Genomic DNA, 20591 nt, shown 5'->3' with positions numbered 1-20591 from the left:
GTCCACTGTGGACTGGAGGGCTTCCAGGTCGACGCCGGGGTTGCCGTACGTCGCCTCGACCTCCGCCGAACGCTCGTCGGCCCTAATTACCACTCACGACAGCCGCGGCAGGCTCACGAACGCAGGAGTTCGGCGAGGCGGTGGCGAGGGACGTCGACCAGGCGGAGGTCCGTCAGGTCCTCGGGGACGTCGAGGGAGACGTTCGCCAGGCGGGCGTGGGCGCGGGTGAGGATCTCGTCCTGGTGCTCCACCGCTTCCGCGACCACCACGGCGTGCCGGTTGTCCGGGGTGCTCCGCAGGTACCGCAGCGCGTACTTCCCCCGGACGAGTGACGCCAGCGCTTCTTGGGAGACCTGGTCGGCCAGGTCCGGGTGGGCGTTCGGGAGCAGGAGAGCCAGGCGCCGGGCGTTCGTGCCCAGCAGCGTCCGCAGCAGCCACGGGCCCGGGTCGGCCGAGAGGTCCATCGCGATCGCGTCACCCTCGGGGCCGGAGATCGACCAGTCCACCGGCCGCGACTCCAGCGCGAGGCCGCCCGCGCCCGCGATCTCCTTCAGCTTCTCCAGCAGCGCCGGTTTCGTGCCGGCCGCCTCCACCGACTGCGGCCCGTGCGTGTAGATCGCCTTGCCGCTGCGCATCTTCTTGGCCTTCGCCGTCGGCTGGCAGACGTACAGGTCGGCCGCGCTGCCGATCGCCTGCGCGCCGAAGTACCGGTTGAAGCCCGGCAGGATCGCCTCGAACGTCAGCCCGAGCGTCGCCAGCGAGCGCTGCACCTGCGCGCCCAGCGCCGGGTGGCGCGGGCTGTAGCCGTACGCCAGCAGCAGCCGTCCCTCGCTCGGCTCGCGCAGCGCCTGCACCCCGCGCGCCGCGAACAACCCCATCCCTTCGGGTGTGTACGGCGGATCGCTGAACACCAGGTCGAAGCCGCCGCTCAGCGCCGGTGGCAGGCCGACGCGCAGGTCCGCGTGCACGGTCCGGATCTCGCGGCCGCCGCGGTCGTCCAGGTAAGCCAGCACCCGCTCGTCGAGGTCGACGACCGTCAGCGCCGCCGACGGGCAGACCGCGCGCACCGCCAGCGACGTCTGGTCGTGGTCGCCGAGGAACAGCAGGCGCGCCGAGGCGAGGTCGTACTGGGCGTCCAGCCAGAGCGCGCGGCGCAGCACGGTCTCCGGCGTGGCCTGCACGTGGTCCAGCGCGGCCAGCGGCGACGGCACCTCGGCCACCCACTCGGCGACCTTCGGCAGCAGCTCGTGCGCCGCGACGGCTTCTTCGAGCGGGTCGGCGTAGCGCGGCGCGCGGTACTGCAGGTACGACGCCGCGACGCCGGGGGCGATGCGCAGGCGGTCGCCGCTGCGGTCCAGGTCGTCGCCGAGGGCGGCGAGGACGGCCTCCACGCTGCGGCGCGGGGCGGTGCTCAGCCGGACCAGCTCGCCGAGGTCGTGGTCGCCGGTGCGCAGCAGGTCGAGGACGCGGTACAGCGGGCGGACGCCGACACCGTGCGCGGCGAGGACGTCGTCGAGGGCCTTCACGGACTCCGAGCCTAGTGGCCACCTGCCGGAACAGCGTGCCAACCACCGCCTACTCGGCTACGGTCGAACGCACCGGGACATGGGGAGTGGCAGTGACCATCGAATTCCGCGACGTGACCAAGCAGTATCCGGATGGGACGGTCGCCGTCGACAAGCTGAACCTGACGGTCGAGGACGGCACGATCACCGTGTTCGTCGGCCCGTCCGGCTGCGGCAAGACGACGTCGCTGCGGATGATCAACCGGATGGTCGAGCCGACCGCCGGGCAGGTGCTGCTCGACGGCAAGGACGTCGCCGAGGGCGACCCGGCGCTGCTGCGCCGCGGCATCGGCTACGTCATCCAGCACGCCGGCCTCTTTCCACATCGGACGGTGCTGGACAACATCGCCACCGTGCCGCTGCTTTCCGGCTGGGACAAGGCGAAGGCGCGCAAGCGGGCCGCCGAGCTGCTGGAGATCATCGGCCTGCCGGTCGAGCTCGGCAAGCGGTACCCGGCCCAGCTCTCGGGCGGGCAGCAGCAGCGCGTCGGTGTCGCCCGCGCGCTCGCCGCCGACTCACCGGTGCTGCTGATGGACGAGCCGTTCTCCGCGGTCGACCCGATCGTGCGCGAGGACCTGCAGAACGAGCTGCTGCGGCTGCAGTCGCAGCTGGGCAAGACGATCGTGTTCGTCACCCACGACATCGACGAGGCCGTCCGGCTCGGCGACAAGGTGGCCGTGATGCGGGTCGGCGGCAAGCTGGCCCAGTACGGCACGCCCGCCGACGTGCTGCGGCACCCGGTGGACGACTTCGTCGCGTCGTTCGTCGGCCGCGACCGCGGCTACCGCGGCCTGTCGTTCCTCTCCGCCGAAGGTGTCGAGGTCAAGGAGCTGGAGCTGGTCGAGATCGGCTCCGCCGTGCCGGCGAGCGACGGCTGGCGGCTCGCGGTCAACACCGAGAAGCAGCCCCGCGGCTGGCTGCCGCCGAACTCCACTGTGGACGGTGCGCTGGCCGAGGACGACCTGGTGGCCGGCGGTTCGCTCTGGGTGCGGGGGACCCCGATCCGCGGCGCGCTCGACGCCGCGCTGTCCTCGCCCGCCAGCCTCGGCGTGGTCGTCGACGAAGAACACCGGGTGCTCGGCGCCGTCCTCGCGCGGCAGGTACTGGACGTCATCGAGGGCACGCCCCAGGCGTCATGAGCTTCTTCGACGAGCTCGGGCGGTACCTCGGCAGCGCGAACAACCGCGGCCAGATCCTGGGTGATCTGGGCGACCACGTCTACCTGGCGCTGCTCCCGCTGGTGCTCGGCATCGTGCTGGCGATCGCGGCGGGCTGGCTCGGGTACCGGTGGGCGCCCGCCCGGCAGGTGCTGATGGTGCTGGCCAACCTGCTCTACACGATCCCGTCGCTCGCGCTGTTCGTGGTCATCCCCGGCCTGATCGGGACGAAGATCCTGGACAGCGCCAACGTCGTCGTCGCGCTGACCATCTACACCACCGCGCTGCTGGTCCGGCCGGTGCTCGACGCGCTCGACGCCGTGCCGCCGCCGGTGATCGCCGCCGCGACCGCCGTCGGGTACAAGCCGGTGCGGCGCTTCTTCGCCGTCGAGCTGCCGCTTTCGGTGCCGGTGCTGGCGGCCGGGGTGCGGGTCGCGTCGGTCAGCAACATCAGCCTGGTCAGCGTCGGCGCGCTGATCGGCACCGGCGGCCTCGGCGTGCTGTTCACCGACGGCTTCCAGCGCGAGTACTTCTCGCCGATCGTGGTCGGCATCGTGCTGACGCTGCTGCTGGCGTTGGTCGTCGACCTCGTGCTGGTGGGCGCGCGAAACCTCCTGACCCCGTGGACCCGGGTGGCCGCATGATCACCGATCTCTTCGACTGGTTCGGCGACCCGGCGCACTGGTCCGGGCCCGACGGCATCCCGCAGCGGCTGCTGGAACACCTCGGCTACACGGCGTTGTCACTGGTGCTCGCGCTGGTCATCGCGGTGCCGCTGGGGCTGTTCGTCGGCCACACCGGCCGCGGCGGCGTCGCGCTGGTGAGCGCCGGCAACGCCATCCGGGCGCTGCCGACGCTGGGCCTGGTGACGTTCCTGTTCCTGCTCTTCACCGAGAGCGTCACCTCGACGATCATCGGGCTCGTCGTGCTGGCCGTGCCGCCGATCCTGGCCGGCACGTACGCCGGCCTGCAGGCGACCGACCACGGCGTGGTCGACGCCGCCGAAGGGGTCGGGATGACCGGCTGGCAGCGGCTGTGGCAGGTCGAGGTGCCGATCTCGCTGCCGCTCGTGCTCGGCGGGATCCGCAACGCCGTGCTCCAGCTCGTCGCGACCGCCGCGGTGGCCGCGTACGTCGGACTCGGTGGCCTGGGCCGGTTCCTGCTCGACGGACTGGCCATTTTGGACTATGCCGAGGTGATCGCGGGCGCGCTGCTGACGACGTTGCTGGCGATCGTCCTGGATCTGCTCTTCGCGCTGCTGAACCGGGCGCTGGTGCCCCGGGGTGTCCGGCTCGCGGCGGCCGTGAAGAAGGTGACGGCGTGAAGCGGCTGGTCCTGCTCCTGGTGCTGGCGCTGGCCGCCGGCTGCGGGAATCCGTTGGCCGGCGGCGGCGAGGGCGGCACCTCGGGGGACATCATCATCGGCGCGTCCGACGTCGGGGAAAGCCTGCTGCTGGCCCAGATCTACGCCGGGGCGCTGCGGCAGGCCGGTGCTTCGAACGTGACCGTGCGGCCGCCGGTCGGCAGCCGCGAGGTCGTCGTCAAGGCCCTGCAGGACAAATCGCTTTCGGTGGTGCCGGACTACAGCGGGAACCTGTTGCGGTACTTCGACAAGGACACCACGGCGACGACGTCGCAGGACGTCTACGCGCAGCTTCGGCAGAAGATCCCGGCGGGCTTCGAGGTCCTGGACCAGGCGCCGGCCGAAGACAAGGACCTGCTCGTGGTCGGCCCGCAGCTGGCTTCTTCGGGCGTCAAGACGTTCTCCGACCTGGGGAAGCGCTGCGGCGAGCTGGTGTTCGGCGGGCCGGGCCAGTGGAGCAGCCGCTGGAAGGACAAGATCAAGTCGTTGTACGGCTGCGAATTCAAGGAGATCCGCACCACCGACACCGGCGGCCCGGTGACGGTGGCGGCCTTGAAGTCCGGCGACGTCCAGGTGGTGGACCTGTTCAGCACGTCGTCCACCATCGCGGCGAACGGGTTCGTGCCGCTGGTGGACGACAAGAACATGTTCCCGGCGCAGAACATCGTGCCACTGGTGGCGAAGGGGACGCTGTCACCCGCCGAGGTGGCGGCGCTGAACCGGGTTTCGGCGGCGCTGACGACCGCGGAACTCACGCGGTTGAACGTGGAGTTCACGGAGGAGAAGCGCAATCCGCTGGACATCGCGGAGGACTTCCTCGCACGGGCCTAACCCTGCCGGGTGGGGCGGATGGTGAGGTCGCCGATCTCGACGTCGTCCGGCTGCTCGATGGCGAACGCGATCGCCCGAGCCACCGCGTCCGGGCTGATGCCGAGCGCCGCCATCGCCTGCTGCGCCTGCTCGCGCTGCCCGGCGTCCGCGACGTGGTCGACCAGCTCGGTGCGCACGTACCCCGGCGAGATGGCCGTCGTGCGCAGGACGCCGTCGGTCGACTCCTGCCGCAGCGCCTCCATCAGCGTGCGCACGGCGTTCTTGGTCCCCGCGTAGACGGCCTGGGTCGGGACGATCTTCAACCCCGACGTCGAGACGGTCGCGACGAAGTGCCCGCGGCCCTGCGCGCGGAACACCGGCAGCGCGGCGGCGATCCCGTGCAGCACCCCGCGGAGGTTGACGTCGATCATCGCGTCCCAGTCGTCGACGTCGAGCGCGCTCACCGGCGCGATCCGGGCGACGCCGGCGTTGGCCACCAGGACGTCGAGGCGGCCGAAGCGGTCGACGGCGAGGGCGACGAGCCGCTCGAGATCGGCCCGGCGGGTCACGTCGACGTCCAGCAGCTCCGCTCGGCCGCCGCCGTCCCGGATCTTCTGCGCGAGCACTTCGAGCCGGTCGGTGCGCCGGGCGCCGAGCACGACGGCCGCGCCGCGGCTCGCCAGCTCCACGGCCGTCGCTTCGCCGATCCCGCTGCTCGCGCCCGTGATGGCGACGACCTTGTCCAGTCCGTTCGACATGGCACCTCCCGCTAAACTGACAACTGTCCGCTTAAGCTTACCGGACAATTGTCCACTTATGCGAGGAGCTCGTCGTGCCGCGTTCGGATGCCGTCGCCAACCGCGACCGGATCGTCGAGGCCGCCCGGGCGGAGCTGAGCGAGTCCAACGGCGTGGCCGATGAGTTGAAGCTGCACCGGGTCGCCAAGGCCGCGGGCGTCGGGCAGGGCACGCTCTACCGGCACTTCCCGACGCGCGAGCACCTGCTGGCGGAGGTGTACCGGGCCGAGCTGACCCAGCTCGTCGACACCGTGGCGCCGCTGCTGGCGCAACACCCCCCGCTGGACGCGTTGTCCCGCTGGCTGGACAGGCTGGTCGAGTACGCGCGCGTCAAACGCGGCGTCATGGCGGCGATCGAGGTGCCGGCGTGGCAGGACCTCTACGCCCGCCAGCACCACCGGCTCGACGAAGCGCTCGGAACGCTGCTGGAGCGGGGACAGGCGGCCGGGGAGATCCGTCTCGGCGTCGATGCCGCCGACGTCATCCTGCTGCTCGGGGCGCTGTCCCGGATCGCTCAGGAGGACTGGGATTCGCGTGCGCCCCGGCTCGTGGCGGTGATCGTCGACGGCCTGCGCGCTCAGTGATCGGTGGCCAGTTTGAGGCCCAGACCGATGAAGATCCCACCGGTGGCGACCTCGATCCGCCGCTGGTTCTTCTTCTTGCGGACCCACCCGCCGACGCGGCCGGCGAGCACGCCGACGGTGCCGTCGACGAGGAACTCGAACACGATCATGATCGCCCCCAGGACGGCGAACTGCAGCCAGACGTGGCCTTTCGCCGGGTCGACGAACTGCGGCAGGAAGGCGATGGTGAAGGTGACCATCTTGGGGTTGAGCAGGTTGGTGAGCAGGCCGGACAGGTAGGCGCGGTCGCTCTTCCGCTCGACGAGCGGCTTGCGGTTCCGGATGGCCTGCACGCCGAGGTGGATGAGGTAGGCGGCGCCGGCGATCCGCACGACGGTGAAGGCGACCGGAACGGCGGCGAAGAGCGCGGCCAGCCCGGCCGCGGCCACGGCGACGTGGATGGCCTCGCTGGTGGCGACCCCGGCGGTGGCGAGCAGGCCGGCTTTCGCGCCACCGCGCATGCCGCAGCCGAGGATGAAGAGCATGTCCGGCCCGGGAGTCACCATGGCGACGGCGGTGGTGACGAGGAAGGCCAGCAGGAGGTGCGGGTCGACCGGCATGGGCCGATCCTGACACGCCTGCCTCGGTGGGCGAACTCCTTTTCGGTGTCAGCCGCGCACGGCCGCCGCCACGCGGGCTGCGTCCTCGATGGCCTTCTCCGGGGGCTCCTCCGGCAGTGGCAGCAGCACCACCGAACCGCTGCCGGCCGAATGCAGCGCCCGGACCGCCGCCGCGCACTCGTCGAGCTCGCCGCAGATCGCCAGCCGGTCGATCCACTCCGGGCGCAGGCCCGCGGCCAGCTCGTCCACTGTGGACGACGAATCCAGCAGCGCCAGCAGCTCGCCGGCGAACGGCAAGCCCTCCACCTGCACCCGCGATCCGGGCGTGAGGGACTCCGCCACCGTCCGGCGCGCCCGCTCGCGGTCGCCCAGGGCCAGCCAGTTGTAGGTCACCACCGTGTGGTGGGGCGGCGCGCCCTCGGCCGCGCGGCCCGGGGCGATGCCCGCCAGCGCCGTCCGGACGTACTCCGGCGGGGCCGGCTCGGCCAGGATCGTGCCGTCCGCCGCCGCGCCCGCCACCGCCAGGGACTTCGGGCGGCGGACGCCCGCCACCAGCGGGGGCGGCGAGGCCGGCGGGAACACCAGCTCGACCTCCTCCAGGTGGACGTGGCGGCCGTCCATCGAGACGCGCTCGCCCGCCAGCAGCCGCCGGACCGCCAGCAGCGTCTCCTCCAGCGCCGCCAGCGGGGACTCCGGGTACGCGCCGATCTGCCGCATCCACGACGCGACGCCGTGGCCGAAGCCGGCGATCAGGCGATCCGGGTGCAGCTCGGCCAGCGCCGCGACCTCCATCGCCGCGATCGCCGGGTTGCGCGCCACCGCCGGCAGCACGCCGATGCCCACCTTGATCGTCGACGTCACCGCCAGCGCCGTGGCGACCGTGGCGACGCCGGCCGCCCAGAAACAGTCCTCGACCAGCCAGAGCTCGTCGAGCCCCGCGTCTTCGGCCTGGCGCGCGAGGTCGCGCAGCTTGGCCGGCGGCTGCTCGCGGTTGATCCGGACACCCACGGACGAGGTCGGTGTGTACACGCGCGGCTCCTGTTCAGATCCGGGAGAACGCGGGCGCGTACTCGAAGGCGCCCGCCTGGGTGGGTTGGTACGCAGCCAGCGTCCGCGCCTGGAAGTGCGGGCCCCACTGCGGGTCCGGTGCGGTGATCGCCAGGTCTGCTGCCGTGACGAACCCGAACCGCGAGTAGTAGGCCGGATTGCCGAGCAGGACGACCAGGCCGTGGCCGAGGGCGTCCGCCGCGCCGAGCACGGCGTGCACCAGCGCGGAGCCGACGCCGCTCTTCTGGTGCGCGGGCAGCACGCCGAGCGGGCCGAGCCCGACGGCGGCGGTCGTGTCGTCGCCGAGGCGGGCCCGGCTGCAGCAGACGTGCCCGACGACGGCGCCGTCGCGGACCGCCACCAGGGAGAGGGGGTTGATCAGGTCGCCTTCGGCACGGAGCTCGTCGACGAGCGGCGCTTCGACCGGGGTGACACCGGCTTCGCGCCGGAACGCTTCGCGGTGGACGGCGTGGATCGCCGCCTGATCGGCGGGCGTTTCGCGGCGGATCAGCATGATCGCTACCTTGCCGCGAACCGGCGGCGGACGGCAATCGGGTTTCCGCGCCGGTTCCGAGCAGCCCCCGATTCAACGCTGGCGGAGGGGACCGACAGTTTCGGCGACCCGCGCTGAGCGCCCCCCGATGTCCCAGGCTAGTCGTGGGGTCTGACGATTTCGGGTGAACGGCCCGCTCAGCGAGCCCGAATGGCCTAGTGTCCGATTCGTGCAGCAAGGACCTCAGTACCCGTATCCGCAGTACCAGCCGCCGCCGCAGTACCCCGGGTATCCGCCGCCCAAGTCCGGGGGGAAGACCGCGCTCGTCGTCGTGCTCGTCGTGGTCGGGGTTCTTCTGCTGGGTGGGGTGGGGGTCGGCGCGTTCTTCCTGCTGACGGCGGACCGCAGGTCGTCCACGGCCTCGCCGACCTCGAGCGCTCCGGCCGGCGAACCCGACAAGTACTCCTCGCTGCCGCGGTGCAGTGAGGTCGGGAACCGGATGAACAACCTGCCGCCGTTGACCAGTGACAGCCCCGCGGAGCCGGCGAGCACCTCGGACGACAAGATCCAGCTTTCGCAGCTGAGCTGCTCGTGGACGAAGCCCGGCTCGTCGTCCGGCACGCTGTCGATGTTCCTCGCGAAGTCGACCCGGCCCGGCTCGGGGGAAGGCCCCGGGTACGCGAAGGCGGGTTACGAGATCGAGGTGAGCCGCGGCGCGAAGCCGATCACCGAGACGATCGGCAAGGCCACCAAGGCGGCGGACGTCGAGTACGACCAGAGCGGCGCGATGCAGTGCGGGGTGCGGTTCTACCAGGGCAACGTCGACGTGACCGTGGTCGTCACCGCGGCCGACACCACCGATCGCAACCTCGAACGCTGCCGCCGCAACGCGCACAGCCTGGCCAAGGCCGCTTCCGAGTCCCTCGAATAGCCGAAAAAGGCCTCCCCACGGCAAACCGTGGGGAGGCCTTTTCGTTCAAGCGATCAGTCGAACGCCTTCGCGATCAGCGCCTTCTGCTCGACCTCGTGCACCTTCGACGAACCCGCCGACGGGGCCGCCATCGGACGACGCGAGACGACCTGCAGGCCCGAGAGCACCTCCGGGAACTTCCGGGGCAGGTTCAGGCCGAAGAACGGCCACGCACCCTGGTTTTCCGGCTCCTCCTGGACCCACGCGACCTGCGACGCGTTCGTGTAGCGCTCCAGCGCCGCCAGCAGCTTCTTCTTCGGCAGCGGGTAGTACTGCTCGATCCGCACGATCGCGACGTCGTCGGCCTCGCGCTTCGCCCGCTCCGCCACCAGCTCCCAGTACAGCTTCCCGGAGGTCAGCAGCACCTTGCGGATCTTCGACGGGTCCGGCGTAACGTCGTCGATGACCGACATGAACCGGCTCTCGCCGGTGAAGTCCTCGACCGCCGACGTCGCCGCCTTGTTGCGCAGCATCGACTTCGGCGTGAAGACCACCAGCGGGCGCTGGATGCCGTCGAGGGCGTGGCGGCGCAGCAGGTGGAAGTAGTTCGCCGGGGTGGACGGCACCGCCACCGTCATCGAGCCCTCCGCGCACAGCGAGAGGAAGCGCTCGATGCGGCCGGACGTGTGGTCCGGGCCCTGGCCCTCGTGGCCGTGCGGCAGCAGCAGCACGACGTCCGAGCGCTGGCCCCACTTGGCCTCGCCCGAGGAGATGTACTCGTCGATGACCGTCTGGGCGCCGTTGACGAAGTCGCCGAACTGCGCTTCCCACATCACCAGCGCCTCGGAGTTCGCCACCGAGTAGCCGTACTCGAAGCCGACGGCCGCGTACTCCGACAGCGCCGAGTCGTAGATCATCACGCGGCCCTGGCCGTCGGCCAGGTTCTGCAGCGGCGCGTACTCCTGGCCGGTCTTGCGGTCGATGAACACCGAGTGCCGCTGGGTGAACGTGCCGCGGCGGGAGTCCTGGCCGGACAGCCGGACCAGCCGGCCCTCCATCGCCAGCGACCCGAAGGCCAGCAGCTCGCCGAACGCCCAGTCGATGTCGCCTTCGCGGGACATCTTGTGGCGGCGCTCCATCACCGGCTTGACGCGCGGGTGCGGCGTGAAGCCCTCGGGCACCTGGACGAACGCGTCGCCGATGCGCTCGATGACCTCGTTGCTCACCGACGTCTTCACCTTGGCCGGGACCTGCTGCTCCTCCTCGACGGAGGGGCTGGCCTTCGCCGGGTGCTTCTCCAGCTCGCGGACCTCGTTGAAGACGTGCTCCAGCTGGCTCGAGAAGTCGCGCAGCGCCGCCTCGGCCTCCTCGACGGAGATGTCGCCGCGGCCGATCAGCGACTCGGTGTAGGTCTTCCGGACCGAGCGCTTGGTGTCGATGATGTCGTACATCGCCGGCTGGGTCATCGACGGGTCGTCGCCCTCGTTGTGGCCGCGGCGGCGGTAGCAGATCAGGTCGATGACGACGTCCTTGTGGAACGCCTGCCGGTACTCGACGGCCAGCTTGGCCACCCAGTGCGCGGCTTCCGGGTCGTCACCGTTCACGTGGAAGATCGGCGAACCGATCATCTTCGCGACGTCGGTGGCGTACTGCGACGAGCGCGAGTGCTCCGGCGCGGTCGTGAAGCCGACCTGGTTGTTGACGATGACGTGCACGGTGCCGCCGGTGCGGTAGCCGCGCAGCAGCGCCAGGTTCAGCGTCTCGGCCACGACGCCCTGGCCCGCGAAGGCCGCGTCGCCGTGCATCAGGACCGGCAGCACGGTGTAGCCCTCGCCGCCCTTGTCCAGGAGGTCCTGCTTCGCGCGGACGATGCCCTCGAGCACCGGGTCCACGGTCTCGAGGTGCGACGGGTTCGCCGTCAGCGACACCTTCGTCTCGCCGTCGCCGAACATCCGGAAGTACTTGCCCTCGGCGCCGAGGTGGTACTTCACGTCACCGGAGCCGTGCGCCTGGCCCGGGTCGAGGTTGCCCTCGAACTCCTGGAAGATCTGGCTGATCGGCTTGCCGACGATGTTGGCCAGCACGTTCAGCCGGCCGCGGTGCGGCATGCCGATGACGACCTCGTCGAGCTCGTGCTCGGCGGCCTTGTCCAGCAGCGTGTCGAGCAGCGGGATCGCCGTCTCGCCGCCCTCCAGCGAGAACCGCTTCTGGCCGACGTACTTGGTCTGCAGGAACGTCTCGAACGCCTCGGCGGCGTTCAGCTTCGAGAGCACGTACTTCTGGACCGCGGGGTCCGGCTTCTCGTGCGGGATCTCGACGCGCTCCTGAATCCAGCGGCGCTCCTCGGGGTCGAGGATGTGGGTGTACTCGATGCCGACCGTGCGGCAGTACGAGTTGCGCAGCACGCCCAGGATGTCGCGCAGCTTCATCCGCTCCTGGCCGGCGAAGCCGCCGACCGGGAACTCGCGGTCGAGGTCCCAGAGGGTGAGACCGTGGGACAGGACGTCCAGGTCCGCGTGGCTGCGCTGGCGGTAGTTCAGCGGGTCGGTGTCGGCCATCAGGTGGCCGCGCATCCGGAACGCGTCGATCAGCTCGATCACGCGGGCGGTCTTGTCGACCGGGCCGTCCGGGATGTCGGCGACCCAGCGGATCGGCTCGTACGGCAGGCGCAGGCTGGTGAAGACGTCGTCGTAGAAGCCGTCCTCGCCGAGCAGCAGCTGGTGGATGCGCTTGAGGAACTCGCCCGACTCCGCGCCCTGGATGATGCGGTGGTCGTAGGTCGAGGTCAGCGTCATGATCTTGCTGATGCCGAGGTCGACCAGGGTCTTCTCGCTGGTGCCCTCGAAGGCCGCCGGGTACTGCATGGCGCCGACGCCGATGATGGCGCCCTGGCCGGCCTGCAGGCGCGGCACCGAGTGGTTGGTGCCGATGCCGCCCGGGTTGGTCAGCGAGATCGTGGTGCCGGAGAAGTCGTCGGCCGTCAGCTTGTTGTTGCGGGCCTTCTTGACGATGTCCTCGTAGGCCTGCCAGAACTGCAGGAACGTCATGTCCTCGACGTTCTTGACCGAGGCCACGACGAGGTTGCGGGACCCGTCCTTGCCCTTCATGTCGATGGCGAGCCCGAAGTTGACGTGCTCCGGCGTGATCGCGAACGGCTTCCCGTCGATCTGCTGGTAGTGCCGGTTCATGTTCGGGTAGTCCTTCAGCGCCCGCACCATGGCGTAGCCGATGAGGTGCGTGAAGGAGATCTTGCCGCCGCGGGTGCGCTTGAGGTGGTTGTTGATGACGATGCGGTTGTCCGCCATCAGCTTCGCCGGGACCGCGCGCACGCTGGTCGCGGTGGGGACGCTCAGCGAGGCGTCCATGTTCTTGGCGATGGCCGCCGCGGCGCCGCGCAGCTGCTTCGACTCCGGCTCTTCCTTCTTCGCCTCGGCCTTGGGCTCGGCCTTCGCGGCCGCCGGCTTCGGGGCCGCCTTCGGCTCGGCCTTGGGGGCCGGCTTGGCGGGCGCGGCCTGCTTGGCCGCCGACTCCGCGTTCTGCACGGCCTTGGCCGACGGCTGCGCGGCCTGGCCGTTGGTGGCGGGCTTGGCGTCGGCCTGCTGCCGGGCGGTGTCCGCCTTGGCCTGCGCGCTCTGCGTCGGCTTGAAGTCCGCGAAGAAGTCGTGCCATGCGGCATCGACTGAGGAAGGGTCGGCGAGGAACTGGTCGTACATCTCTTCGACCAGCCACTCATTGGGGCCGAACTGTGACGCAGGGCTGCTGCTGGACACGGCTGGGGCTCGCCTCTATCCGTCTCGATCTCGATCTTGAATCCGCTGATGCGCCTACCAGGCTAACCCCCTCGGTGACCGCGATGTGATGGAACCGGCCTGTGTGAGGCGTGGCGCACTAGGGTATCGGTCACTGACTCGATCAAGATGTGCTAAGGGAACCTTAAGCACTGGACCGGGTACAGGGTTCCCGGGCTCTTTCGCCCGGCTTCTCTTCTTGTCCCGCGCGCGTTCACCGCGGTGGGTTCTGCTGGGGCGATGTGGCTGGTCGAATGTCCTTCGTTCTGGGACCAGGGCCTGGTGCGGCCGCTGGTGACGGAGTCCGGCACGGTCGTGCTGCGGTGTGATTCGTGCTCCGCCGTCTGGCCGACGCCGGCCGACTTCGAGGAGATGGCGTGGGTCGAGCCCGACGAGCCGGACTGGCTGGTCGGGGCCGGGATCCACGTCCGGCCGGGGACGGTCCGCTGGGCGTCGCGGCCCGACGTCGAGGCGGCCGGGATGGGTGCGCTGAGGTGGCGCGCACTGCCTTAGCCGAGCTCGTACGGCGGTTCGTGGGGGACGAGCTTGACCGCCAGGTGCAGCTGATCGGTGGCCAGCAGCCCGGCTATGTCGCGGATCACCGGTGTGACGTCGGTGATGCCGGTGATCCACTCGTCGGGGAGCTCGCCGACGATCCGGATCGCCTGGAAGTTCAGCGGTGTGTGGTCGAGATCTCGCTCCGGCACCCACTCGACGTGCCCCCGGAGGGCTCGCTCGAAGCCTTCACGGGTGAGGTCGACGGCCAGGACGCGCTCGTGGCCGGGCTTGCGCCCGTTGTCGCTGTCGTGGGCCGCGAGCCGGAACGACGGCGTGAACTCCAGGGTCTCGCCCCGCACGAAGGCCTGCTTCTCGAGCGCGGCGTCGGCGACGGCGGGCGAGCAGGTCAGGTAGACCCGGACGGTGTTCCCCGCCTGCGCCGCCCGGACCTGCCGGTCTGGCACCCGCTTCTCCTCGAACATGCCCGCCATCCTCCCAGGTTCCCACCCGTATCCCGCGTGATTGGAGGCGGAACTCGCGTGATTGAAGCCGTAACTCGTGAGATCCGGCTTCAATCACGCGAGTTACGGGCCTGATCACGCGAGTTACGGACTCAGCCGAGGGACCAGAGGCGGGCGTAGGGGCCGTTGGCGGCCAGGAGCTCGGCGTGGGTTCCGGTTTCGACGATGCGGCCGTGGTCCAGGACCACGATGCGGTCGGCGCGGGCCGCGGTGGCCAGGCGGTGGGCGACCACGAACGTCGTGCGGCGGCGGGCGACCGTCTCCGTGGCGCGGAGGACCGCCGCCTCCGTCGAGGGGTCCAGTGCCGCGGTGGCTTCGTCGAGGAGGAGAACGTCGGGATCGACCAGCTCCGCCCGGGCCAGGGCCACCAGCTGGCGCTGGCCCGCCGACAGCGAGCGGCCGCGCTCGCCCACCGGCTGCAGGAAGCCCGCCGGCAGGGCCGCGACGCCGTCGAGCGCGCCCACCGCGCGGACCGCCGCCTCGACCTCGGCGTCGGTCGCCGACGGGCGCCCGTAGCGGACGTTGTCGGCCACCGTGCCCGAGAACAGGTGCGCCTCCTGCGGCACCACGCCCATCCGGCGCCGCAGGCCGGCCAGCTCGAACTCGCGGACGTCCGTGCCGTCGATCCGGACCTCGCCGCCGGTGACGTCGTAGTAGCGCGCCACCAGCTTCACCGCCGTCGACTTCCCGGCCCCGGTCGCGCCGACCAGCGCGATCGTCTCGCCGGCCGCGACGTCCAGCGAGAACTCCGCCAGCGCCGGGGTCTCGGCACCGGCGTAGGAGAAATCGACCTCCTTGAACGACACTTCGCCGCGCAGCCGGGACGGCACCGCCACCGGGTTCTCCGCCGCCGGGACCGACGTCGGCGTGCGCAGCAGGTCGCCGATCCGGTTCAGGCCGACGCTCGCCTGCTGGTAGCCGTCGAACACCGCCGACAGCTGCTGGATCGGCGAGAAGAACTGCTGCAGGTACAGCAGGAACGCCAGCAGCACCCCGGCCGACAGCGTGCCCGCCGAGACGCGGCCCGCGCCCACCACCAGCACCGTCGTGGTCGCCAGGTCCGACAGCAGCGCCACCAGCGGGAAGTACGTCGCCACGTACCGCTGGGCGCGCAGCCGCGAGCGGCGGTAGTCGTCACTGCGCGAAGCGAACGCCTCCGCGGAGCGGTCTTCACGCGTGTACGCCTGCGCCACGCGCAGCCCGCTGACGTTCTCCTGCATGTCCGCGTTCACGACGCTGACCCGCTCGCGGGCCTCGTTGTACGCCTTCGACGCCGATCGCCGGAAGATCACCGTGGCCACCGCCAGCACCGGCACCATCGCCAGCGCGTACAGCGCCAGCCCGGCGTCGGTGACCAGCAGCGCGGCCGTGATCCCGGCCAGCGTCAGCGCGCTGACCACCGCGGTGGCCAGCCCGGTCTGGAGGAACGTCGAGAGCGCGTCGACGTCCGTCGTCATCCGGGTCATGATCTTCCCGGACAGCTCCCGCTCGTAGTAGTCGAGCCCGAGCCGCTGCAGGTGCGCGTAGCTGCGGACGCGCAACGCGTACAGGACCGTCTCACCCACTCGTGAGGTCAGCCGCGTCTGCGCGAAGACCACCAGCCAGTCGGCCGCGATCACCGCGGCGCCGATGCCGGCGGCCAGCCAGATCAGCCACTCGACGCCCGCGCGGACGCCGTGGTCGACGCCGAACTGGTAGAGCCCCGGCAGCGCGATCGACGCCAGCGCGTCCGCCGCCACCAGCGCGATCACCACGGCCAGTGGCCAGCGGACCGGCCGCAGCAGCCCGGCCAGCCGGAACTTCGGATCGGGCGCGGTGACGTCCACCCCGGGCAGCCGCGGCTCGTCGACGGACGGCGGGAGCTTGCGCACACCCTCGATCAGCTCCGGCGTCGGCGGCACGTCGAGGCCGCCACCCCCGCCGGGGCCCCCGCCGACGAACCCGCTGCTGTTCGGATTGCCGCTGCGCATCCGCGCGGCTTCGGCCAGGGCATCGACCTCGTCCTGTCGCTCGTCGCGAGGCCACAGCGAAGGCGTCACCCCGCCCGGCCCGCAGTCCAGGCCCTCGCAGCGGTGCTTCTCCTCGACGTCGTCACCCGGACCGGCCACCAGCTCGCGGAACAGCGGGCAGCGCGCCATCAGCTCGGCCTCGGTGCCGACGTCGACGACGCGGCCCTCGTCGAGCACCGCGATCCGGTCGGCCAGGGCCAGCGTGGAGCGCCGGTGGGCGATCAGCAGGGTGGTCCGAGCCGCGGTCACCGACCGCAACGTGTCGTGGATCGCCGCCTCGGTGACGGTGTCGATGGCCGAGGTCGCGTCGTCGAGGACGAGGATCCTCGGGTCGGTGATCAGCGCCCTGGCCAGCCCGAGCCGCTGCCGCTGCCCGCCCGAGAGCGTCAGCCCGCGCTCGCCGACCAGCGTGTCGTAGCCCTCCGGCAGGGCGCGGATGAAGCCGTCCGCCTCCGCGGCACTGGCCGCCGCGACGATCTCCTCTTCGGTCGCGTCCGGACGGCCGTAGGCGATGTTCTCCCGGATCGACGAGGAGAACAGGAACGCCTCTTCGAACACCACGCCGATCGCCTGCCGCAACTGCCGCAGCGGCACGTCACGGACGTCGAGCCCGCCGACCCGCACCGCGCCCTCGTGCACGTCGTAGAAGCGCGGCAGCAGCAGGGAGATCGTCGACTTCCCCGAGCCCGCGGTGCCGACCAGCGCGAGGGTCTCACCCGGGCGCGCGGTGACCGACAGCCCGTCCAGCACCGGCTCGCTGCGGGTGTAACCGAACCGGACGGCGTCGAGCTCCACGCCCAGCGGGCCCTCCGGCAGCGGCCGCGCGTCCGGCGCGTCGACGACCTCCGGCTGCGCGTCGATCAGCTCGTACACCCGCTCGGCGCCGGCGCGCGTCAGCTGCGCCTGCACCACCAGGCCGGAGAGCATCCGGGCCGGGCCGATCAGCGTCGCGAGGTAGGTGGCGAAGGCCAGGAAGGTGCCGAGCGTGATCGACCCGTTCAGCGCGAGGACGCCGCCGATGCCGAGCACGGCGACCTGGCCGGCGGCCGGCAGGGCGGCGGTGGTCGCCGTCGGGACCGCCGAGAGCTTCGCCGCGCGAAGCCGCTCCCCGAACAGCTTGCGCGCGGTCGCTTCCAGCTTCGAGACTTCGCGCGCCTCCTGGCCGAAGCCCTTGACCACCCGAACGCCGGTGACGGTCTCCTCGACCTGCTGGGCGACGTCCGCCGCGCGCTGCTGCGCCGACCACGTGGCCGGGAACAGGCGCTTGCGGCTGCGCGCCACGATGACGCCGACCGCGGGCGTGACGACCAGCGCGATCAACGTCAGCACCGGAGACAGCCACAGCATCGCGACGAACGACAGCAGCGCGAAGACCACCGAGCCGAACGACAGCGGGACCTGCATCAGGATCCCGGTCACCAGCTGCAGGTCGGAGATCGCGCGCGAGGCGACCTGGCCGGTGCGCAGGGCGTCCTGCTTGCCGCCGTCCAGCCGCGAAACCGCGCTGAAGACGCGCTGGCGCAGATCGTGCTGCACGTCGAGGGCGAGCTTCCCGCCGAGGTAGCGGCGCGCGAACGCGGTGCCGAAGGCGACCAGCTGCAGCACGACCAGGAAGACGGCGATCCCGGGCAGGCCGCCGGTCTGCCCGGCCACCGCGTCGTCCACCGCCGTGCGCACCAGCAGCGGGCTCGCGGCCTGCACGCCGACACCGACCGCGGCGGCGAGCAGCGACAGCACGACGAGCACGCGGTGCTCCCACGCCGCCGCCGACAGCCGGCGGATCCAGCCGGCCGTCTCGGTGGGTGGAAGCTCTTGACGGGAGCGAGGCGGAGCGACGGTCACGTTGTGACAGTAAGCGCCACCACCGACAAAATATTTCCCCGAACGCGGAGAAGGCCACCTCGAGCTGCTCGAGGTGGCCTTCCCGGGCAGGGAGAACTACGTGATGTCGCGCTTCTGGTTGCCCGCCCAGCCGAGGCCGAAGAACACCATCGTCCAGGCGAAGAAGATCAGCGCCGAGGCCCACCACGAGATCACGCCGGGAGCACCCGCCGCGAGCTGCAGGCCGAGCGCCGACCAGTGGTCGACCCCGCCCGGCAGGTTCAGCGAGTTGATCCCGAACGCGTCCGCCGCGATCCCGCCCACGATCCCGTTGGCGGTGCCGTTCGGCAGGATCCCGCCCAGGACGTCAGCCGGGCCCCAGAGCGCGACGACCAGCACGTTCTCCACGATCAGGAACCACACCAGGAACATCACCACGGCCAGCGGCACGTTGCGCAGCACCGCGCCGAACCCGATGCCGAACAGCGTCACCAGCACCGAGGCCAGGATCGTGCCGCCGAGCGCGGCGAGCCACTGACCCGCACTCGGCCACCGCGTGGAATCGACCGAGGCCATCACCGCGATCGCCGAGACACCGGCGCTCACCAGGCCGTAGATCGCGCCCCACGCCACGTACGTGAGCATCTTCGCGGTCAGCGCGGTGACCCGGTTCGGCGCCGTCAGGAACGTCGTCGTGATCGTCTTGTTGCGGTACTCGCCGGCCAGCGCGAACACGCCGAACAGGCCGGGGATCAGCTGCGCGATGTTCACGCCGTGCGCGAACGCCAGCAGCCCCACCGGCAGCTTGCTCGCGTCCAGGCCGACCGCGGCCGCGATCTCCCGGGCGTCGGAGCCGCCGATGTAGTCCACGAAGTTGTTCGTGAGCTTGCCCCAGAAGAACGTCAGCCAGAACGCCACCAGCGCCAGCGGGATCAACAGCACCCACCACGTGTTCAGCGAGAGCGTCTTGCGGAACTCCGCCTTGATCAGGTTGCCCATCACTGCTGCGGTCCTCCCCAGTACTGCTGTTGCTGCTGCGGACCCGACGGCGGGCCCTGCTGGTAGTGCTGCGGCGGGGGCTGCGGCGGGTACTGCTGCTGTGGCGGCCCCTGGTACTGCGGCTGCGGCGGCGGGTACCCGGGCGGGCCGCCGGCGTACTGACCCTGCGTCAGCTGGAAGAACATCCGCTCCAGATCGGCGTGCTCCTCCTGCATCCCGTAGACGGCGATCCCGGCCTTCGCGGCGATGTCACCGATCTGCTGGACACTCGACCCGGCGACCGCGACCCGGCCGTCCGGCGTCGGCGAAACCCCGGTGATGCCGTTGTCCTGCAACGCCTTCACCAGCGCCGACGGATCCGCGGGCTGCACCAGCACCCGCGACTGCTGGCTCTTGCGCAGCTGCTCCAGCGGACCGTAGTAGCGCGTGACACCCTGACTGATGATCACCACCTGATCGATCAGCTGCTCGACCTCGTTGAGCAGGTGACTCGACACCAGCACCGTCCGCCGCTGCTCCCGCGCGTAGGAGCGCAGGAAGTTGCGCAGCCACAGGATGCCTTCCGGGTCGAGGCCGTTCGTCGGCTCGTCGAGCACCAGCACCTGCGGGTCGCCCAGCAGCGCCGTCGCCAGCGCCAGCCGCTGCCGCATGCCGAGGGAGAACCCGCCCGCCTTGCGGTCCGCGGCGCTGCCCAGACCCACCAGGCCGAGCACCTCGTCCGCCCGCCGATCCGGCACCCCGATGGCCGCCGCGTACACCCGAAGGTGGTTGCGGGCCGTCCGGCCCGGGTGGAAGCCCTCGTTCTCCAGCACCGAGCCCACCACCCGCGCCGGATTCCCCAGCTGCGAGTGCGGCCGCCCGTTGATCGTCGCCGACCCCGACGTCGGCGCCACCAACCCGAGCAACATCCGCAACGTCGTCGTCTTGCCGGCGCCGTTCGGGCCCAGGAAACCCGTCACCGAACCAGGCTCGACCGTGAAGCTCAGGTTCTGCACGGCGTTCACTGCGCCGAACCGCTTGCTCAGGTTCTGCACCACAATCCGGCCACTGCCGTCGTGCATACCGTCCCCTAACGTTCCCCGCTGATGCGGCGTCATCCTGCCCTACCGGCGCCGCTCGCGCGCACGGAACGCCCGAGAGCGACCTTCGTCACTTTCCGCTACCGGCCAGTAGGGCCTCCGGCGCCGCTGACCACAGGGTTTTCGATCTCCGGCAGATCAACTTGGTAAAGAATTCGTGCGACTTGCCGACCCGGTGCAGCCAACTCCGCCAAAGCCCTCTAAGCTAGGACTCGGCGGCCCGCTCCCAGTGACCCCCAGGCTGGTTGAGCGGGTCGCCCCTTCGTCTCTGCATCGCGGCTTCGCCGCTCATGTCGACTTTGTCGTTTCTCCCGGGGGGCCGAGCCCCCCCGGACCCCCCACGGTGCCTTTGTGATGGCTTCCAGCCCTGCCGTGGCTTGCCCCTGCCGGTGGTGGGTTGTCGTGTCGCCGGGGTGGGCGGTGAGTTTGTCGTGTCGCCGGGGTGGGGGCGGTGAGTTGTCGTGTTGCCGGGGCGGTGGTGGTGGGGTGCCGTGTCGGTGGGGTGGCGGGCCTGGGTTGTCGTGTCGCCGGGTGGCGGTGGGGTGTCGTGTC

General features: G+C 71.0%; 17 protein-coding genes. 7 read left to right on the top strand and 10 right to left on the bottom strand.

Translation table 11 applies throughout. The annotated features are described in order from the left end of the window. Positions 1-113 precede the first annotated feature (113 nt). Positions 114-1526 carry a bis-aminopropyl spermidine synthase family protein gene (locus tag ACWED2_RS02400; RefSeq protein ID WP_449688620.1) on the bottom strand — a complete coding sequence of 471 codons (1413 nt, stop codon included), beginning with the start codon at positions 1524-1526 and terminating at the stop codon, positions 114-116. 92 nt (positions 1527-1618) lie between these two features. Between ACWED2_RS02400 and ACWED2_RS02395 the strand changes: the two genes are divergently transcribed. The 4 genes from ACWED2_RS02395 to ACWED2_RS02380 are packed head-to-tail and all read left to right on the top strand — an operon-like array spanning position 1619 to position 4915. Beyond that, positions 1619-2704, top strand: coding sequence for an ABC transporter ATP-binding protein (locus ACWED2_RS02395; protein ID WP_449688619.1), 1086 nt, complete (start codon positions 1619-1621; stop codon positions 2702-2704). Further along, positions 2701-3366, top strand: coding sequence for an ABC transporter permease (locus tag ACWED2_RS02390; RefSeq protein ID WP_449688618.1), 666 nt, complete (start codon positions 2701-2703; stop codon positions 3364-3366). Before ACWED2_RS02395 ends, ACWED2_RS02390 begins: the two co-directional genes overlap by 4 nt. Then, on the top strand, positions 3363-4046 hold the full coding sequence (locus tag ACWED2_RS02385; protein WP_449688617.1) for an ABC transporter permease: 684 nt from the start codon (positions 3363-3365) through the stop codon (positions 4044-4046). Before ACWED2_RS02390 ends, ACWED2_RS02385 begins: the two co-directional genes overlap by 4 nt. Next, a complete protein-coding gene (locus ACWED2_RS02380) occupies positions 4043-4915 on the top strand; it encodes an ABC transporter substrate-binding protein (protein WP_449688616.1) in 873 nt (290 codons plus the stop codon). The genes ACWED2_RS02385 and ACWED2_RS02380 overlap by 4 nt, the downstream gene beginning before the upstream one ends. Here the strand turns inward: ACWED2_RS02380 and ACWED2_RS02375 are convergent. After that, entirely contained in the window at positions 4912-5652 is a 741-nt protein-coding gene (locus tag ACWED2_RS02375; RefSeq protein WP_449688614.1) for an SDR family oxidoreductase, read from the bottom strand. The genes ACWED2_RS02380 and ACWED2_RS02375 overlap by 4 nt on opposite strands. Before the next feature lie 74 nt (positions 5653-5726). Here ACWED2_RS02375 and ACWED2_RS02370 point away from each other — a divergent pair, with 74 nt between their 5' ends. Beyond that, the gene (locus ACWED2_RS02370) at positions 5727-6275 is read left to right on the top strand and encodes a TetR/AcrR family transcriptional regulator (RefSeq protein WP_449688613.1); all 549 of its coding nucleotides are present in this window, start codon (positions 5727-5729) and stop codon (positions 6273-6275) included. Here ACWED2_RS02370 and ACWED2_RS02365 read toward each other — a convergent pair. The 3 genes from ACWED2_RS02365 to ACWED2_RS02355 are packed head-to-tail and all read right to left on the bottom strand — an operon-like array spanning position 6269 to position 8435. Next, positions 6269-6874, bottom strand: a complete 606-nt coding sequence (locus ACWED2_RS02365) for a LysE family translocator (RefSeq protein WP_449688612.1) — start codon at positions 6872-6874, stop codon at positions 6269-6271. The genes ACWED2_RS02370 and ACWED2_RS02365 overlap by 7 nt on opposite strands. Before the next feature lie 48 nt (positions 6875-6922). Then, positions 6923-7903, bottom strand: coding sequence for an LLM class flavin-dependent oxidoreductase (locus ACWED2_RS02360; RefSeq protein ID WP_449688611.1), 981 nt, complete (start codon positions 7901-7903; stop codon positions 6923-6925). Positions 7904-7916: 13 nt separating this feature from the next. Further along, a complete protein-coding gene (locus ACWED2_RS02355; RefSeq protein ID WP_449688610.1) occupies positions 7917-8435 on the bottom strand; it encodes a GNAT family N-acetyltransferase in 519 nt (172 codons plus the stop codon). Between the two features lie 208 nt (positions 8436-8643). Here ACWED2_RS02355 and ACWED2_RS02350 point away from each other — a divergent pair, with 208 nt between their 5' ends. Then, positions 8644-9345 carry a hypothetical protein gene (locus ACWED2_RS02350; RefSeq protein ID WP_449688609.1) on the top strand — a complete coding sequence of 234 codons (702 nt, stop codon included), beginning with the start codon at positions 8644-8646 and terminating at the stop codon, positions 9343-9345. Positions 9346-9398: 53 nt separating this feature from the next. Here ACWED2_RS02350 and ACWED2_RS02345 read toward each other — a convergent pair whose 3' ends face one another. Then, positions 9399-13094 carry a multifunctional oxoglutarate decarboxylase/oxoglutarate dehydrogenase thiamine pyrophosphate-binding subunit/dihydrolipoyllysine-residue succinyltransferase subunit gene (locus ACWED2_RS02345; protein ID WP_449688608.1) on the bottom strand — a complete coding sequence of 1232 codons (3696 nt, stop codon included), beginning with the start codon at positions 13092-13094 and terminating at the stop codon, positions 9399-9401. 258 nt (positions 13095-13352) lie between these two features. Here ACWED2_RS02345 and ACWED2_RS02340 point away from each other — a divergent pair, with 258 nt between their 5' ends. Beyond that, positions 13353-13625, top strand: coding sequence for a hypothetical protein (locus tag ACWED2_RS02340; protein WP_449688607.1), 273 nt, complete (start codon positions 13353-13355; stop codon positions 13623-13625). Here ACWED2_RS02340 and ACWED2_RS02335 read toward each other — a convergent pair. From ACWED2_RS02335 to ACWED2_RS02320, 4 genes are all read right to left on the bottom strand, one after another. Beyond that, a complete protein-coding gene (locus tag ACWED2_RS02335) occupies positions 13622-14101 on the bottom strand; it encodes a DUF4291 family protein (RefSeq protein ID WP_449688606.1) in 480 nt (159 codons plus the stop codon). The genes ACWED2_RS02340 and ACWED2_RS02335 overlap by 4 nt on opposite strands. Positions 14102-14223: 122 nt before the next feature. Continuing rightward, on the bottom strand, positions 14224-17982 hold the full coding sequence (locus ACWED2_RS02330; RefSeq protein ID WP_449688605.1) for an ABC transporter ATP-binding protein: 3759 nt from the start codon (positions 17980-17982) through the stop codon (positions 14224-14226). A 96-nt stretch (positions 17983-18078) separates the two neighbouring features. Continuing rightward, positions 18079-18960 carry an ABC transporter permease gene (locus ACWED2_RS02325; RefSeq protein ID WP_449688604.1) on the bottom strand — a complete coding sequence of 294 codons (882 nt, stop codon included), beginning with the start codon at positions 18958-18960 and terminating at the stop codon, positions 18079-18081. Further along, complete coding sequence (locus tag ACWED2_RS02320; protein ID WP_449688603.1) at positions 18960-20021, bottom strand: ABC transporter ATP-binding protein; 1062 nt, start codon at positions 20019-20021, stop codon at positions 18960-18962. Before ACWED2_RS02320 ends, ACWED2_RS02325 begins: the two co-directional genes overlap by 1 nt. Between the last annotated feature and the right edge of the window lie 570 nt (positions 20022-20591).

Source organism: Amycolatopsis sp. NPDC005003 (genome assembly GCF_053600695.1).
The sequence above is the reverse complement of the archived record's forward strand: the minus strand, read 5'-3'. Positions and strand labels throughout refer to the sequence as shown.

Bases quoted from the DNA above. Each gene is read 5' to 3' on its own strand.
- ACWED2_RS02390 (WP_449688618.1), top strand. From the start codon at position 2,701: ATGAGCTTCTTCGACGAGCTCGGGCGGTACCTCGGCAGCGCGAACAAC.
- ACWED2_RS02385 (WP_449688617.1), top strand. From the start codon at position 3,363: ATGATCACCGATCTCTTCGACTGGTTCGGCGACCCGGCGCACTGGTCC.
- ACWED2_RS02375 (WP_449688614.1), bottom strand. From the start codon at position 5,652: ATGTCGAACGGACTGGACAAGGTCGTCGCCATCACGGGCGCGAGCAGC.
- ACWED2_RS02365 (WP_449688612.1), bottom strand. From the start codon at position 6,874: ATGCCGGTCGACCCGCACCTCCTGCTGGCCTTCCTCGTCACCACCGCC.
- ACWED2_RS02355 (WP_449688610.1), bottom strand. From the start codon at position 8,435: ATGCTGATCCGCCGCGAAACGCCCGCCGATCAGGCGGCGATCCACGCC.
- ACWED2_RS02340 (WP_449688607.1), top strand. From the start codon at position 13,353: ATGTGGCTGGTCGAATGTCCTTCGTTCTGGGACCAGGGCCTGGTGCGG.
- ACWED2_RS02335 (WP_449688606.1), bottom strand. From the start codon at position 14,101: ATGGCGGGCATGTTCGAGGAGAAGCGGGTGCCAGACCGGCAGGTCCGG.
- ACWED2_RS02325 (WP_449688604.1), bottom strand. From the start codon at position 18,960: ATGGGCAACCTGATCAAGGCGGAGTTCCGCAAGACGCTCTCGCTGAAC.
- ACWED2_RS02320 (WP_449688603.1), bottom strand. From the start codon at position 20,021: ATGCACGACGGCAGTGGCCGGATTGTGGTGCAGAACCTGAGCAAGCGG.